Below are 16,209 nucleotides of genomic sequence, written 5' to 3' on the forward strand. Positions count from 1 at the left end.
GTCCGGCATGCGGGTCCTGCGAAGAGCGCGGTCGCGCTGGCGCGCCGAAATGGAGGGGATGGTTTGAACCAGGCGGCTGGAACACAGTGCGAAGGATCCCGTCGCCGCCGCTGGCTCGGATTCGCCGGTTCCCTGGCCCGGGGGGCCGAGACGGCCTTCGTCCGCTTCCCGATCGCCTCCTTCGCCATCCTCGCCATGACGCTTCTCGGCAATCTGGCGGCTGCCGGTTTCTACGTTCCCGATACGCGCAGCTTTGTCTGGCTGATGGCCGCGCTTTATGGGGGCGGGGCAGCCTCGATCTTCGCCATGCTCCTCTGCGAGGGGCGGGGGCTTCGCAAGCTCGTGGCGCACCTGTTGACGCTGGTGGTCGCGGTCATCGCATTCGTTGGCATCTATTTCGGCGGGCGGGCGGAAAGCCATCTGCCGGCCCTGACGGCCGCCATCACGCTGGCCATTCCGCTTGCGCCCTATCTCGGCCAGCGCGATCCCCACCGTTTCTGGGCCTTCGGTCTCTGGACAACCGTCGGCGTGACGCTCGCCTTTCTCTCGGTCCTCCTTTTCGTGTTGGGCCTGTCGGCAATTCTGGAGATGATCAGCTTTCTCTTCGAGACGATCATCGGCTCGCAGGCCTATGAGCATATCTACACCACTGCGTTTCTGCTCGTCGGACCGCTCTTTGCGATCGGTCGCATCCCTCACGATTTCGACGAGGCGATCGAGCTTGGCCTCGATCGCATGGAGGCGAGCGTCAGGATCCTGATCGACTGGGTGGCGATGCCGCTGGTCTTGGCGACGGCATTCATCCTCCACCTCTATGCGGCCAAGATCGCCGTCACGGCGACTCTGCCGAAGAACGAGATCGGATGGATCGTCACCTTTGCGGCGCTCTTCGTCCTCACGCTGCGGATTGCGGCCGATCCGTTTCTGCCGGATGGCGCCTGGCCCGCCCGGATCTTCGCGCGGCTCTGGGCCTATATGCTGGTCGTCCCGCTTAGTCTGGCGGTTCTCGCCATCGCCATTCGCATAGATGCCGAAGGCGTGACCCTCCAGCGCTATTATCTGGCTCTCGGCTTTGCGGCCGCGATCCTCGTCGTCCTGGCTCAGCTCGTGCCGCGACTTTCGGGCGATACGCGCGTGATGGCGGCGATCCCCGTTCTCCTGCTCGGCCTCTCCGCCTTCGGCCCGTGGGGGGCGGCTAGCATGGTCGCCGACAGCCAGGTTGCCCGGCTCGTTAGCGAGTTCGGCGTGCGGGTCCCAGGCGGTGAAGCGATCGTCATTCGAGCCGAGAACGAGGATGCGGACGAGCAGCGCGAAATGCGTTCGCGCATAAGGGCTCTTGCGGATGCGGACCGGCTCGATCGTCTCAGGCCCTATCTGGAGCCGGACCTCGCCGAACGGCTGCAAGCCGCGCGGCGCGGCGAACCCGAAAACGCGGCGTCCGTGGTAATGAGCGGGCTCGGGATCGCCGTCATTCCTCAGATGAGTGTCGGACGGGGCTTCGGAGCGATGCGCCGGGCCGAGATCAAGATCGAGGGGTTCGATCGCGCAGCGCTCGATCGCACGGCCAACGCGATCGAAGGGGATCAGGCCGATTTCGGACCGGCCGGCGGAATGTCGGACGGACTGTCGCTCGTGCTTGATGGGGAACAGCTTGTCGCGCGATACGGAGGCAAGTCCGTGCACTTTCCGCTGAAGGCAGCGATCGACCGATTGCCGGAGGAGTTGTTCGAGAGTTCGACGGATCAGAATGTGGCGCCGGTCCTCGATCTCACCGATCCGGACGGGCCAAGGCTGCGGCTCTTCGTCCGGCGCTATATCGAGGGGATGGATGGCGACGCCGACTTTCTCACCGCCGATGTTTTCTACCGCAGCGAGGACTGGCCGGCGTCCGTGAGCAGCGATCGAACGCCGCAAGGACCGACCGAGGCGGACCAAAACCCATAGACGTCGGCTCGATAGCGAGCCGGCAGGCGGCTACTCCGCCGCCTGCTGCTCGGCCGGTCGTCCCAGCCAGGCCGAGAAATCCGCGAGCGCACGACTGGCCAGCGCCTGTTTCTTGGCGATCGCCTTTTCCTTGCCGCGGAAGCGCTTCTGGCCTTCCGGCTTCTTGATCGCGCCCGGCTCGAGCGGCGCGAACAGCCCGAAATTGACGTTCATCGGCTGGAAAGACCGCTTGCCGCCATCTTCCTCATGGGCGAGATGCCCGCCGGTAATATGAGCGATCAGCGCGCCGACGGCGGTCGTCTGCGGCGGGGGCTTCAGCGCCGTGCCGGTGCGCTCAGAGGCGGTGAAGCGGCCGGTCATCAGCCCGACGGCCGCCGATTCCACATAGCCCTCGCAGCCGGTGATCTGGCCGGCGAAGCGCACATGCGGCCGCGCCTTCAGCCTGAGCGTCGAATCGAGCAGCACCGGGGAATTGAGATAGGTGTTGCGGTGGAGCCCGCCGAGACGGGCGAATTCGGCATTTTCCAGGCCCGGAATCATTCGGAAGATCTCGGCCTGGGCGCCGTATTTCAGCTTCGTCTGGAAGCCGACCATGTTGTAGAGCGTGCCGAGCGCATTGTCCTGGCGAAGCTGGACAACGGCGTAGGGTTTCGTCTCGGGATCATGGGCGTTGGTGAGGCCCATCGGCTTCATCGGGCCGTGGCGCAGGGTTTCCGGGCCCCGCTCGGCCATCACCTCGATGGGCAGGCACCCGTCGAAATAGGGCGTGCCTTCCCATTCCTTGAAAGACGCGCGGTCGCCTTCCACGAGCGCGGCGACGAAGCGCTCATAGGTGTCCTTGTCGAGCGGACAGTTGATGTAATCCTTGCCGGTGCCGCCGGGGCCCACCTTGTCGTAGCGCGACTGGAACCAGGCCTTGTCCATGTCGACCGAATCGAAATGGACGATCGGGGCGATGGCATCGAAGAACGCCAGTGCATCCTGGCCCGTCGCTTCGCTGATCGCTTCGGCGAGGGAAGGGGCCGTCAGCGGTCCGGTGGCGACGATGGAGGTGCCCCATTCGGCTGGCGGCAATCCCGCGACCTCACCACGTTCGATCGTGACCAGCGGATGGTCGGCCAGAGCCTGCGACACGGCGGCCGAGAAGCCCTCCCGGTCGACGGCGAGCGCGCCGCCGGCGGGAACCTGATGCCGGTCGGCCATCGCCATGATCAGCGAGCCGGCAAGCCGCATCTCGGCGTGGAGCACCCCCACCGCATTCGACGTCGCGTCGTCTGAACGGAAGGAGTTGGAGCAGACGAGTTCGGCAAGCTGGTCCGTCTTGTGCGCCTCGGTGCCGCGCACGGGGCGCATTTCGTGCAGGACGACGGGAAGGCCGGCCTCGGCGATCTGCCAGGCTGCTTCGGAGCCGGCGAGTCCGCCGCCGACGATATGAATGGGTTCGTTCGACATGGTCGATATGTAATGGAGCTTCAGGGAAAACGAAACCGGGACCGCGCTTTCCGGCCCTCTCGGGCACAGGGCCCCAAACGACAACACCCGCCGGGGGAGGATCCGGCGGGTGTCGCTTTCTTGACCTGCAATGGGAGGAGGTATCGCAGGTCTTATCCGCTCCGGCCCGGGAGGAGGTGGGCCTTTGCGAAACTTTAGAACTCTTCAATCTCACGCTTCGCTTGCGCGAAACTCGTACACTGCCTTGGCCTTGTCGCCCGCCGGGGGGAGGACCCGGCGGGCGACGAGATCATGATCTGCCGGTTGGGAGGAGAGTTGGCAGATCACGTTCCGAAGCGGCTCGGGAGGAGGTGAGCCGCAACGAACTGCGAATGGGATTAGAGTTCGGTCTGGCGAGCGACGTGGTGGATGTCGGCGCGGGAGATGCCGAGATCGGCGAGTTCGCGCTGGGACAGGCGGTTCAGCTCGTTGACCGTCTCGCGGTAGCGGCGCCAGGTCTTGTAGGAACGAACGATGTTCATGTGTTCAACTCCGAATGTCGTCTTGATGTTTCGTGCGGTGAGCGGGGCGCTGCGCTGAGCGCTTCGTCGCTCCCTGTTGACGCCAAAGCTATGCAGGAGGGGGCCAGCCAGGTAGAGGCCCGGATGCATGGCTGCTTTGCGGATTGTGCAATGCAACAATCATGCGGATTTATTCAGGCATGACAAAGGATTAGAGAAGTCGATGCGGGCAAGGTCGAAGCAATTCGTCAACTCATCTGCATTATTGTGTCTGGCCCTTGGCCATGGCAGCCCGGCTTTCGACGGGCGGCCGGTCGGGGCGGGCGATCGTGCCGCGGCGTGCGAAACTCTTTGGTTTTTGCCCTTTCGTGGTCAAAATCGCGGTGATATAGAGGCGCGCGCTTCGCGACGTCCGTGGCTGATGCGCCTCGCGGGTGTGGCGGAATTGGCAGACGCACTTGGTTTAGGTCCAAGCGCCGAGAGGCATGGGGGTTCAAGTCCCTCCACCCGCACCATTGCCCAATTTCAATAAGACTGCTCGCGGCCGCTCCATGAGAGGGCGGACTGTGGGGAGGACAACAGGATCGAGAAGGTATCGAGAATGCAGGTAACGGAAACCAAGGCCGAGGGCCTCAAGCGCGAGATCGAGATTGTCGTGCCCGCCTCGGACCTTGAGGCGCGCCTTCAGACGCGGCTTTTCGAGGCCAAGGACAAGGTGCAGCTCAAGGGTTTCCGGCCCGGCAAGGTGCCTGTCTCCCATCTGCGCAAGATGTACGGCAAGTCGCTGATGGCGGAGATCGTCAACGAGATCCTCAACAGCACGCCGAGCAGCGTCATCGCCGAGCGCAAGGAGCGCGCGGCCATGCGTCCCGAAATTGCCATGACCGAGGACGAGGGCGAGGCCGACAAGGTTCTCAGCGGCCAGAGCGACTTCAAGTTCACGGTGTCCTACGAGGCATTGCCCGACTTCGAGGTCCAGGATTCCAGCGGTATCAAGATCGAGCGGCCGATCGTCGAGGTTTCGGACGAGGAAGTCGCCGAGCAGGTCGAGCGGATCGCCGAGAATGCGCGCACCTATGAAGAGAAGGACGGCGCTGCCGAGAATGGCGACAAGGTCACGCTCGACTTCGTCGGCAAGATCGACGGCGAGCCCTTCGAGGGCGGTGCGGCCGAGGGCGCCGAACTGGTCATCGGCTCCGGCCGCTTCATCCCCGGCTTCGAGGAGCAGCTCGTCGGCGTGTCGAAGGGCGAGGAGAAGACCGTCGAGGTGAACTTCCCCGAGGATTACGGCGCCGCACATCTGGCGGGCAAGGCCGCGACCTTCGAGACCAAGGTCCACACCGTTTCCGCCCCGACCGAGACCGCCATCGACGACGAGATGGCCAAGAAGCTTGGTCTCGAATCCCTCGAGAAGCTGCAGGAGGTCGTTCGCGACCAGATCCAGAGCCAGTACGGCATGGCGACCCGCCAGAAGGTCAAGCGCCAGCTGCTCGATGCTCTCGACAAGCAGTACGACTTCGCGCTGCCGGACAAGCTCGTCGATGCCGAGTTCGAGAACATCTGGAACCAGGTCCAGCGCGAACTCACCGAGAGCGGCAAGACCTTCGAGGACGAGGACACGACCGAGGAGAAGGCGCGCGAGGAATATCGCCGTCTGGCGGAGCGCCGCGTGCGCTTGGGCCTCGTCCTGTCCGAAATCGGCGAAAAGGCCGGCGTCCAGGTCGGGGAAGAGGAACTGCAGCGGGCCGTCTTCGAGCAGATGCGTCGCTATCCGGGTCAGGAACAGGAAGTCCTGAAGATGTTCCAGGAGAATCCGGAAGCGCTCGCCAGCATCCGCGCGCCGCTCTACGAGGAGAAGGTCGTCGACCATCTCCTGGAACAGGCCGACGTGACCGACAAGACGGTCACCAAGGAAGAGCTGATGGCGGAAGACGAAGAGGACAGCGCAGCCGCCCTCAGCGCCTGACAGCGCCCGCGACATCGCATCTGAGTTTTTGAAGGGCCGGCCTTGAGCCGGCCCTTTTATGTCTGCGGGCGCCCCATTCTCGTCAAAGCTCTCGATGATACCCGCCTCCGCGATGCCGCAGGACCGGTCGGGGAGCCGGCCGTCTCTATGCCTAGGCGGCTAGCGAAGCGTCCGATTTTGTTGACGACTGCATTTTTCGACGGGACCTTATGACCACCAGCCTTTTCCGTTTGCCTTCCGTCCGCGCCCTGCGGCTCTTTCTTGCCGCGCTCGGATTGTCTCTCCTGGCCCTTGCCGGGTCTGCCGCGGCTCAGACGGCGAATCTGTCGGGTGTTGCCGGCTCGGCTGGATCAGACACCGAAGCGCCGGATCCTTCGCTGGACGATCTGATCAAGATCCTTGAAACCGACGAGACCCGAAAAAAGCTCGTTGAATCGCTCAAGGCGGCGGCCTATCGAGCGCCGGGGACTGAAGCGGCAGGGGAAGCCGCAGCGGAAGAAAAGCCGGCCGAGATCGTGCGCTCCCTTCCGGGCCGCGTTGCGGAATACACCCAGGTCGTGATCGAGGCGATCGTCGAGAGCGCCGCGCTGATCCCTCAGGGGTTCATGCAGGCCCTCGACATGCTGGAGGGCGCACGTTCGATCGACGTGCCGAACATCCTCACGGCGATCCTCCCGGTGGCCATGGTCGCGCTGGTCGTCTTCGTGATCCTGTTCCTCGGTCGGCAGGTCGATCGCACCATCTTCCGCAGGATTGCCGAAAGCGCGGAGGATGCGGGACCGCTGAAGAAGCTCGGCTATCTCGTTTTGTCGACCCTTGTCGAACTTGTCGTCGTGGCGTTGAGCTGGGCATGCGGCTACCTCGTCGCGACGATCTACAGCGGCGTCCGGCCGATCTTCAGCCAGGCTCTGTTCCTCAACGCCTTCCTCGTGATCGAGACGATCAAGGTGGCGTTGTCGGCGTTCGTCGCGCCGAATTTCCCGCGTCTGCGGCTGACGCCCTTTTCCAATCGCCAGGCGAGCTACTGGTTCTTCTGGATATCCCGCCAGATCTCGATCATCGGCTACACCTTCCTGTTCGTTGCGCCCATCGTTCAGTCGTCATCAAGCTATGCGGCGGCGGAAGCCATCCGGCTGATCGTGGCCTTCGGCATGACCTGCCTGACCGTCGGCCTGATCCTGAAGAACCGCGGTGTCGTGCGGGAACGGCTGAAGCGGGCGAAGAAGCATGGCGACAAGAGCTTTCGCGCCCATGTCCACGCCTTCCTCGGCCAGATCTGGTGGGTCCTCGCGATCCTCGCGGTTCTGTCCCTGTTCGGCGTGTGGCTGCGCAGCCCCGATGACGGCATGCGGTTCGTCGCTGTCGCCAGCGGCAAGACCATTGCTGCGATGGCACTCGGCGGTCTGCTCGTCTCCGTTCTCTCACGCATGATCACCCATGGGGTGACCATTCCGCAGGAGATCAAATATCGCCTCCCGCTCCTGGAGCGGCGTCTCAACGGCATGGTGCCGAAGATCCTGACGGTGATCAGCGTCGTGGTGGTGATCTGCGTTCTCGCGATCACCTTCGATTCCTGGGGGATCTCCGACTTCGGCGCCTGGTTCGATTCGTCGGTCGGGCAGGACATCGTGGGCGGGTTCCTCGGAGCGCTCCTGATCGTCGTGATCGCCGCGGCGATCTATCTCGCCGTCTCCTCCTGGATCGAGTACCGGCTGAACCCGAACTACGGGCGCGTGGCGACGGCGCGGGAACGCACGCTTCTTTCGCTGTTCCGCAACGCCTTCACGATCACGCTCATTCTGGTGATTTCCATGCTGGTGCTGTCCCAGATCGGCATCGACATCGCCCCGCTCCTGGCCGGTGCCGGTGTCGTGGGTCTCGCCATCGGTTTCGGTGCCCAGAAGCTCGTGCAGGACATCATCACCGGCGCCTTCATCCAGATCCAGAACGCCATGAACGAAGGCGACGTGGTCGAGGTGAACGGGGTCTCCGGCGTCGTCGAGCAATTGACGGTCCGTTCGGTCGGCCTGCGGACCCTCGATGGCACCTGGTATCTGATCCCGTTCTCCTCGGTGGATCAGGTCGCCAACTATTCCAAGGACTTCGCCTACTATGTCGCCGACATCGGCGTCGCCTATCGCGAGAATGTCGACGACGTGAAGACGATGATGCTCGACGCCTTCGAGGAGCTGAAGAAGACCAATGTGGGCGGCGATCTCATCTCCGAGTTCGACATGTGGGGCGTCAACGAACTGGGTGATTCGGCCGTCGTCGTTCGCGGCCGGGTGATGACCAAGCCCGGCACCCAGTGGGCCGTCGGCCGGGCCTATCGCGAGATCGTGAAGCGCATGGCCGACGAACGCGGCATCGAGATTCCGTTCCCGCACATGACGGTGTGGTTCGGGGAAGACCGGGCCGGGAAGGCCCCGCCGATCCGCGTTGCAAACGAAGCGGGCGAGGCGGCTTCACCGATGATCGAGGGAGACGGCGAGGAAACGCGGCGCCATCAAGACCACGATCTGACCCGACACGGCAGTGTCGAGGCGAGCGGCCGCCCCATTCCCCCCGGACAGGGCGACATCGACACCGCTGGCGAAGGGCGCGGCTGACGCGCACCTCCGCGGCAAGAGACCGCGTCGCGCGCGGGGCAGCCGGACCCGCTCCGGTCTCCCGTCGGTCTCTTCCGGATTAACGGCGTTTGCGAAAGGACGCGCGAAAATCGGGCTCGCGCGTGGCCCATCGGGCCCGACGGGTTGCGGATGCGCTTTCGAACGCCCTATCTAGCAGGGACATCGCCCGGCTGATTCTCTCAGGCTTTCGGGCGATCCCAATTTTCACGCCGCGATCAGCGAGACCACGACCCATGAAAGATCCCATTGAAACCGCGATGAACCTCGTCCCGATGGTCGTCGAGCAGACCAATCGCGGCGAGCGCGCCTATGACATCTTCTCCCGCCTCCTGAAGGAGCGCGTGATCTTCATCACCGGTCCGATCGAGGACTCGATGGCGACGCTGGTCTGCGCGCAGCTCCTCTTCCTCGAGGCGGACAACCCGAAGAAGGAAATCGCGCTCTACATCAACTCGCCCGGTGGCGTCGTGACGTCCGGCATGGCGATCTACGACACGATGCAGTTCATCAAGCCGGCGGTCTCGACCCTGTGCATCGGTCAGGCGGCCTCGATGGGTTCGCTGCTCCTGTGCGCCGGTCACAAGGACATGCGCTTCGCGACGCCGAACGCGCGGATCATGGTTCACCAGCCGTCCGGCGGCTTCTCCGGCCAGGCCTCGGACATCGAGCGCCACGCGCAGGACATCATCAAGCTCAAGCGTCGCTTGAACGAGGTCTATGTCGAGCACACCGGTCAGGACTACGAGACGATTGAACGCACCCTCGACCGTGACCATTTCATGACGGCGGGGGAAGCCCAGGCCTTTGGCCTGATCGACAAGGTCTACTCCTCGCGCGAAGCACTCGAGAAGGAAATGTCTCAGTAGGGCTGAAATTCGGCCCGCCGTCACTTGCCGGCCACAGTTCGGCGCCGATAATGTCGGCGTTCGCGTTAAGGGCGGCATAAGTATTCCGCGCTATGCCCTATAATGTGGTTCAGTTTGCGAGGGTTCAGAGCGGGCCGTATGTTCCGCCAGCATCGCTTGGCGACGCGGCGGATTGGGTTTACGGTTCGGACACGAGACGAAAACGGGCATATTTCGGCCCGATCGGAAGGAAAGACGCATGAGCAAAACGAGCGGCGGCGATTCCAAGAACACGCTCTATTGCTCTTTCTGCGGAAAGAGCCAGCACGAAGTCCGTAAGCTGATCGCCGGGCCGACGGTCTTCATTTGCGACGAATGCGTAGAGCTGTGCATGGACATCATCCGGGAGGAGAACAAATCCTCCATGGTGAAGTCCCGAGAGGGCGTGCCCACCCCACAGGAGATCATTGCGGTTCTGGACGATTACGTGATCGGCCAGTCCTATGCGAAGAAGGTGCTCTCCGTCGCGGTCCACAATCACTACAAGCGTCTTGCACACGCCGCGAAGAACAACGACGTCGAACTGGCGAAGTCGAACATTCTGCTGATCGGCCCGACGGGTTGCGGCAAGACGCTGCTCGCGCAGACGCTCGCTCGCATCCTCGACGTGCCGTTCACCATGGCGGACGCGACGACGCTGACCGAGGCGGGCTATGTCGGCGAGGACGTCGAGAACATCATTCTCAAGCTGCTGCAGTCTGCCGACTACAATGTCGAGCGGGCGCAACGCGGCATCGTCTACATCGACGAGATCGACAAGATCAGCCGCAAGTCCGACAATCCGTCCATAACTCGGGACGTGTCGGGCGAGGGCGTCCAGCAGGCGCTTCTGAAGATCATGGAAGGCACCGTGGCTTCGGTCCCGCCGCAGGGCGGCCGCAAGCATCCGCAGCAGGAGTTCCTGCAGGTGGATACAGCGAACATCCTGTTCATCTGCGGCGGTGCCTTTGCCGGTCTCGACAGGATCATTTCCGACCGGGGCCGCAAGACCTCGATCGGCTTTGCCGCCAATGTCGAGTCGCCCGAGGACCGCAAGTCCGGCGAGCTCTTCCGTCAGGTGGAGCCGGAAGACCTCCTGAAGTTCGGCCTCATTCCGGAGTTCGTGGGTCGTCTGCCGGTTCTGGCGACGCTGGAAGACCTCGACGAGGTCGCGCTGGTCATGATCCTCGAGCAGCCGAAGAACGCGCTGGTGAAGCAGTATCAGCGGCTCTTCGAGATGGAGAATGTCGAGCTGACCTTCCACGAGGACGCGCTGAAGGCCATCGCCCGCAAGGCGATCGAGCGCAAGACCGGTGCCCGCGGCCTCAGATCGATCATGGAAGCCATGCTCCTCGACACCATGTTCGACCTTCCGACGCTCGAGGGCGTTCAGGAGGTGGTGATCTCGGAGGACGTTATCCAGGGCAATGCGCGTCCGCTGTACATCTACGCCGACCGCAATGACGAGAAAGAGAACGTCTCGGCGTAACGCCCTGAAGGCCGGCTGCCGGCCGGCCGATCTTTCGGGCCCGCTCCGTCCTGCGACGGGGCGGGCTTTGTCATTCTGACGTCGGGCTTGCGGGCTCCGCCCCGAGACAGGCAAACCGCTTGAAGTTTGGGGGCTTCAGAGCCACATTGAAGCTCGCTATCGGCCTCTACCGCGGACGCTTCCTGCAAGGTTTGCGACGGAGGGCCTGAAACGGCGATGGCCGTAGAAAGGAAAGAACATGTCCAACACGCCAGAACGTTCGGACGAGGGCGACACCACGCTGTATCCCGTGCTGCCGCTCCGCGACATCGTCGTGTTTCCACACATGATCGTGCCGCTGTTCGTCGGCCGTGAGAAATCGATCAAGGCGCTCGAAGAGGTGATGGGCGCCGACAAGCAGATTCTGCTGGCGACCCAGAAGAATGCCGGCGACGAGGATCCGGCTCCCGACGCGATCTACGAGGTGGGCACGGTCGCCAATGTCCTGCAGCTCCTGAAGCTCCCCGACGGGACGGTGAAGGTCCTGGTGGAGGGCATGTCGCGTGCCCGCATCGAGGGCTTCTCCGAACGCACCGAGTGGCACGAGGCTTCGGCCGAGCTGGTCGAGGACGACGAGGACGATCCGGTCGAGGTCGAGGCTTTGGCCCGCTCGGTCGTGTCCGAGTTCGAAAACTACGTGAAGCTCAACAAGAAGATCTCGCCGGAAGTCGTCGGTGCGGCCGGACAGATCGAGGACTATTCCAAGCTCGCGGATACGGTCGCCTCGCATCTGGCGATCAAGATCCCCGAGAAGCAGGAGATGCTGTCCCTGTTCTCGGTGCGCGAGCGGCTGGAACGGGCGCTCGGCTTCATGGAGTCCGAGATTTCGGTCCTTCAGGTGGAAAAGCGCATCCGCTCCCGCGTCAAGCGGCAGATGGAGAAGACCCAGCGCGAGTACTATCTGAACGAGCAGATGAAGGCCATCCAGAAGGAGCTCGGCGACGGCGAGGACGGCCGCGACGAGATGGCCGAGATCGAGGAGCGGATCAAGAAGACCAAGCTCTCGAAGGAAGCGCGCGAAAAGGCGAACGCCGAATTCAAGAAGCTCAAGCAGATGTCGCCCATGTCCGCCGAGGCGACGGTCGTGCGCAACTATCTCGACTGGCTGCTCGGGCTTCCCTGGGGCGTCAAGTCCAAGGCCAAGATCGACCTGAAGAAGGCCGAGGAGATTCTCGATAACGACCATTATGGCCTTGAGAAGGTCAAGGAACGGATCGTCGAGTATCTCGCGGTGCAGAGCCGCCAGAACAAGCTGAAAGGCCCGATCCTGTGTCTCGTCGGTCCTCCGGGCGTCGGCAAGACGTCGCTTGCCAAGTCGATCGCCCGTGCGACAAGTCGTGAATATGTTCGCATGGCGCTCGGCGGCGTGCGCGACGAAGCCGAGATCCGCGGCCATCGCCGCACCTATATCGGTTCGATGCCCGGCAAGGTCATCCAGTCGATGAAGAAGGCGAAGAAGGCCAACCCGCTCTTCCTGCTGGACGAGATCGACAAGATGGGCATGGACTTCCGCGGCGATCCGTCGTCGGCGCTTCTCGAGGTTCTCGATCCGGAGCAGAACTCGACCTTCATGGACCACTATCTGGAGGTGGAGTACGACCTGTCTTCGACGATGTTCGTCACCACGGCGAACACGCTGAACATTCCGGCGCCCCTGATGGACCGCATGGAGATCATCCGGATCGCGGGCTACACCGAGGACGAGAAGGTCGAGATCGCGCGTCGCCACCTTCTGCCGAAGGCGGTTCGCGACCATGCGCTGAAGGAGGAGGAATTCTCCGTCGGCGACGATGCCCTGCGCGAGATCGCGCGGCGCTACACCCGTGAGGCGGGCGTCCGCAATTTCGAGCGCGAGCTGATGACCCTCGCCCGCAAGGCGGTGACCCAGATCCTGAAGAAGGAGACGGAGAAGGTCGAGGTGACGGCCGAGAACATCTCCGACTTCCTCGGCGTGCCGCGCTTCCGCTTCGGCGAAGCCGAGCTCGACGATCAGGTCGGCGTGGTCACGGGTCTGGCCTGGACCGAGGTCGGCGGCGAACTGCTGACGATCGAAGGCGTCATGATGCCCGGCAAGGGCAAGATGACGGTGACGGGCAACCTCAAGGACGTGATGAAGGAGTCGATCTCGGCTGCCGCGTCCTATGTCCGCTCGCGCGCCCTCGATTACGGCATCAAGCCGCCGCTGTTCGACAAGCGGGACATCCACGTGCACGTGCCGGAAGGCGCAACGCCCAAGGACGGTCCGTCGGCGGGCACCGCAATGGCGACGGCCATCATTTCGGTGATGACCGGCATTCCCGTGCGGCGCGATATCGCCATGACCGGAGAGATCACGCTCAGGGGTCGGGTGCTGCCCATCGGCGGTTTGAAGGAGAAGCTCCTGGCGGCGCTTCGCGGCGGCATCAAGAAGGTGCTGATCCCCGAGGAGAACGCCAAGGACCTTGCCGACATTCCGGACAACGTGAAGAACCGGCTCGAAATCGTGCCGGTCTCGCGGATGGGCGAAGTGCTTGAGCATGCGCTGGTTGAAGCTCCGACTCCGATCGAATGGTCGGAGGCGGAGGAGCCTCTGGCGGGCCCCGATCCCGTCGATGAGGGCGCCACGGCTGTTGCGCACTGACGTCAGCTGAAAATTTTGTGGAAAAATGCCGCCTTCCCGGGCGGCATTTTTTTGCAGCGACCGTATTTCCCGGGTTTCAGGCGTTGCCGAAGGTCATCCGATCCGCGAGAGTGAATGTTGGAACTCTCAAGGAATCAGGTGGGTATGGTTCCCAGGAAGGAGGAATTGAATGAACAAGAATGATCTCGTTTCCGCCGTTGCCGAGCAGGCGGATCTGTCGAAGCAACAGGCGGGTGCCGCCGTGGATGCCGTTTTCGACGTCATCCAGGCTTCGATGTCCAAGGGGGACGACGTTCGGCTGGTCGGTTTCGGAACCTTTTCCGTGACTCACCGCGCTGCATCCAAAGGTCGCAATCCCTCGACCGGCGCCGAAGTTGACATCCCCGCTCGTAACGTCCCGAAGTTCGCACCCGGCAAGGGCCTGAAGGACGCCGTCAACACCTAGGGCTCTTGCCTCCATGGCTGGTCTCGCACGATCTTCGATCGCGCGGGACAGCGCATGGGGCAGTTCGCTCCTCACAGAGCCGAGCAGCCGCTAGCGTGGGGTGGCCCGGTGCCGCCAGCCTCGTGATGCTGCCTTTTCTCAGGCGGGTTGATTGCCGTGGGAAACGCCTGGAGAAGGCGCTGACTGCCCGGTATGGCAAGCGGACTTGCGGCCCGATCCAAAACACCTTACGGAAAAGCCGCCGGGCGGTTAGCTCAGTTGGTAGAGCGCCTCGTTTACACCGAGGATGTCGGGAGTTCGAGCCTCTCACCGCCCACCAATTCCAATGGTCTCAAGACGAAGCGCCGCCCGCGTGTTGGCGCGGACGACGTCTGTGAATTCCTCGGCGACCGGGACAGGGCAGCGCTGTGCGCGCCCGCAACCCGTGCTTCACCTCGAATGCTTCCTGGTCATACCGGAGAGGGTCTCAGCGGAGCGGGCGGACGAAGGCGACGCGGTAGGTGTGTTCGTGCCCGTGATGAAGCACGGAGACATATTCGCCCGGCAGAAAGCATTCGTCCTCGAAGCGAAAGCCGATCTCGTCGTCCGTGTCGATCGCCCGGTCGTAATCGAAGATCCAGTGGCCGTTCTCGTCGCGATTGAGGAGGCCGACGGCGTCCGTCACGTCGTCGTCGAAACGGCGCACCCGGCATTTCTCCTCGGCCTTCTGCCATGCGTCGGCATCCAGCTTGCCATCCGCCGAAAGCGGCACGACCAGATCGTAGCCCTCGTGATGGCTGCCCTCGGGATGGCCCTTCTCGCGGGCCAGCTCCAGCCGGACATGGCGAAAATTCTCGGTGTAGTCGTTCAGTGTCGGCATGGCGCCCTCCTTTCCCGATGATGGGGCGAGCATGCCGTGGAGGCGGTGATTTGGCGTTGATCTGGGTCAAAACGGTGCCGGCATCAGGATCGGCTCGTCGTATCACGCGTTTGCAACGCCGCGATGGACAATTCGTGGCCGAGATCCGTCGCTTCGCCGCTCACGCCGCGCGTTGGCTCGAATCTCGAAAGGGCCTGGCACCTGGGGCGAGGCAAACCCGGTTCCGGCCGTCCTGCTTGGCTGTATAGAGCGCCTTGTCGGCGCGCTGCATGGCTTCGCGAAGGGGCCGGCCGTCCTGAAATTCGGCCACCCCGAAACTGGCACTGAAGGGGACGGCCTCAGCGATGTCCGGATGTCTCAATTGGTGAAATCGACTGCGGATCGTCTCCGCTTGCGCCCTGGCTTCATCGAGGCTGACATCGAACAGAAGCAGCGCAAATTCTTCGCCGCCAACGCGGCCGGCCTGATCGCTGTAATCCTGCAGAAGACGAGCGAATGAGCGCAGCACTTCATCCCCGACATGATGGCCGAAGCGGTCGTTGATCGACTTGAAATGGTCGATGTCGCACATCACTGCCACGCCCGAGGCCGGTGTCGGCTTGTCCACCCATTCATCGAAAGTGCGACGGTTCAGAAGGCCGGTGAGCCCATCGCGCTCGGAACGATCGCGGTGGATAGCGATCTCATTGGCGACGATGCGAGCGATGACCAGAACCGCGAGGCCCGAAGTCAGCACGCTCAGCCCGTTCAGGAAGACCCGCTCGAAGGTGTCGGTCGCCATGATGGGAAAGGGGGCAGGCTCGCCAAGCAGCAGCGGGAACATGGGCATCCGGATCGCGATGCCCGCGAGCGAACCGAAGCAAAGCACAAGCAGTCCGTTTCCCAGAAGCCCACGGTCCTTGTGTTTGGCGAGCGCCAGTACGGCGTCGAGAAACACCACGATGCCCGCGAATTGGAAGGGCAGCGTCTGCAGGAGGGTCGGCGCCCCCATTGCCAGGAAAAGCAGGGACAGGGCGATCAGCGCGGCGAAGACCACGACAAGGCGAGGACGCGTGGCGGCCATACCCATGGAGAACCGGATGGCTTGCGAGGCACAGAGATAGGCTGAGGGAAGGAGGAGGCTCACGGCGGCGATCCCCCAGGACGTCTGTGCCGCGTATCGAATGACCAGCGTCTCGACGCTGACGCAAACCATCGTGGCAGCGAGCCAGGCCAATGCGGAGCCATGGCGCAATGCCAGATGGACGAGGCCGCATATGACAGCCAGTGCACTGATCAGACCGAAGACCACAAGGCTGAGGTCGACCGAAACTACCACTCAACGCTCCCTGGCGTATTCGCTCAGTCAGAGTGGCATAGCGCGCCGTTGATAAAGGTATTC

11 protein-coding genes and 2 tRNA genes are annotated in these 16,209 nt (G+C 63.2%); 9 read left to right on the forward strand and 4 right to left on the reverse strand.

What is annotated here, in order from left to right:
- Window positions 1-63 precede the first annotated feature (63 nt).
- Entirely contained in the window at window positions 64-1,944 is a 1,881-nt protein-coding gene (locus MF134_RS07500) for a DUF4153 domain-containing protein (RefSeq protein WP_255338804.1), read from the forward strand.
- A 30-nt stretch (window positions 1,945-1,974) separates the two neighbouring features.
- On the opposite strand, the gene trmFO is transcribed toward MF134_RS07500, so the two are convergent.
- Both trmFO and MF134_RS07510 read right to left on the reverse strand, forming a co-directional pair.
- Complete coding sequence (trmFO, locus tag MF134_RS07505) at window positions 1,975-3,396, reverse strand: methylenetetrahydrofolate--tRNA-(uracil(54)-C(5))-methyltransferase (FADH(2)-oxidizing) TrmFO (RefSeq protein ID WP_255338805.1); 1,422 nt, start codon at window positions 3,394-3,396, stop codon at window positions 1,975-1,977.
- Between the two features lie 377 nt (window positions 3,397-3,773).
- Window positions 3,774-3,917, reverse strand: coding sequence for a DUF1127 domain-containing protein (locus MF134_RS07510; RefSeq protein ID WP_255338806.1), 144 nt, complete (start codon window positions 3,915-3,917; stop codon window positions 3,774-3,776).
- A 409-nt stretch (window positions 3,918-4,326) separates the two neighbouring features.
- Here MF134_RS07510 and MF134_RS07515 point away from each other — a divergent pair.
- The 8 genes from MF134_RS07515 to MF134_RS07550 all read left to right on the forward strand — a co-directional run bounded on the left by MF134_RS07515 (window position 4,327) and on the right by MF134_RS07550 (window position 14,288).
- Window positions 4,327-4,411, forward strand: a tRNA-Leu gene (locus MF134_RS07515).
- An 86-nt stretch (window positions 4,412-4,497) separates the two neighbouring features.
- Window positions 4,498-5,862, forward strand: a complete 1,365-nt coding sequence (gene tig, locus MF134_RS07520; protein WP_255338807.1) for a trigger factor — start codon at window positions 4,498-4,500, stop codon at window positions 5,860-5,862.
- A 209-nt stretch (window positions 5,863-6,071) separates the two neighbouring features.
- Window positions 6,072-8,471 (forward strand): mechanosensitive ion channel domain-containing protein, encoded by a 2,400-nt coding sequence (locus MF134_RS07525; RefSeq protein ID WP_255338808.1) that lies wholly within the window; start codon window positions 6,072-6,074, stop codon window positions 8,469-8,471.
- A 254-nt stretch (window positions 8,472-8,725) separates the two neighbouring features.
- On the forward strand, window positions 8,726-9,358 hold the full coding sequence (locus MF134_RS07530; RefSeq protein WP_255338809.1) for an ATP-dependent Clp protease proteolytic subunit: 633 nt from the start codon (window positions 8,726-8,728) through the stop codon (window positions 9,356-9,358).
- A 238-nt stretch (window positions 9,359-9,596) separates the two neighbouring features.
- Window positions 9,597-10,865: an ATP-dependent Clp protease ATP-binding subunit ClpX gene (gene clpX, locus MF134_RS07535; protein WP_255338810.1), complete on the forward strand. Its 1,269-nt coding sequence runs from the start codon at window positions 9,597-9,599 to the stop codon at window positions 10,863-10,865.
- Window positions 10,866-11,103: 238 nt separating this feature from the next.
- Window positions 11,104-13,524, forward strand: coding sequence for an endopeptidase La (gene lon, locus MF134_RS07540; protein WP_255338811.1), 2,421 nt, complete (start codon window positions 11,104-11,106; stop codon window positions 13,522-13,524).
- A 169-nt stretch (window positions 13,525-13,693) separates the two neighbouring features.
- Window positions 13,694-13,969: an HU family DNA-binding protein gene (locus MF134_RS07545; protein ID WP_255338812.1), complete on the forward strand. Its 276-nt coding sequence runs from the start codon at window positions 13,694-13,696 to the stop codon at window positions 13,967-13,969.
- A gap of 243 nt (window positions 13,970-14,212) precedes the next feature.
- Window positions 14,213-14,288: transfer RNA gene (locus tag MF134_RS07550), tRNA-Val, on the forward strand.
- A gap of 147 nt (window positions 14,289-14,435) precedes the next feature.
- Here MF134_RS07550 and MF134_RS07555 read toward each other — a convergent pair.
- Together MF134_RS07555 and MF134_RS23995 are read right to left on the reverse strand one after the other, a co-directional pair.
- Window positions 14,436-14,828, reverse strand: a complete 393-nt coding sequence (locus MF134_RS07555; protein WP_255338813.1) for a hypothetical protein — start codon at window positions 14,826-14,828, stop codon at window positions 14,436-14,438.
- 160 nt (window positions 14,829-14,988) lie between these two features.
- Window positions 14,989-16,146 (reverse strand): GGDEF domain-containing protein, encoded by a 1,158-nt coding sequence (locus MF134_RS23995; protein WP_255338814.1) that lies wholly within the window; start codon window positions 16,144-16,146, stop codon window positions 14,989-14,991.
- Between the last annotated feature and the right edge of the window lie 63 nt (window positions 16,147-16,209).

The organism is Jiella marina, from assembly GCF_024359545.1.
Taxonomy (GTDB): Bacteria; Pseudomonadota; Alphaproteobacteria; order Rhizobiales; family Rhizobiaceae; genus Jiella.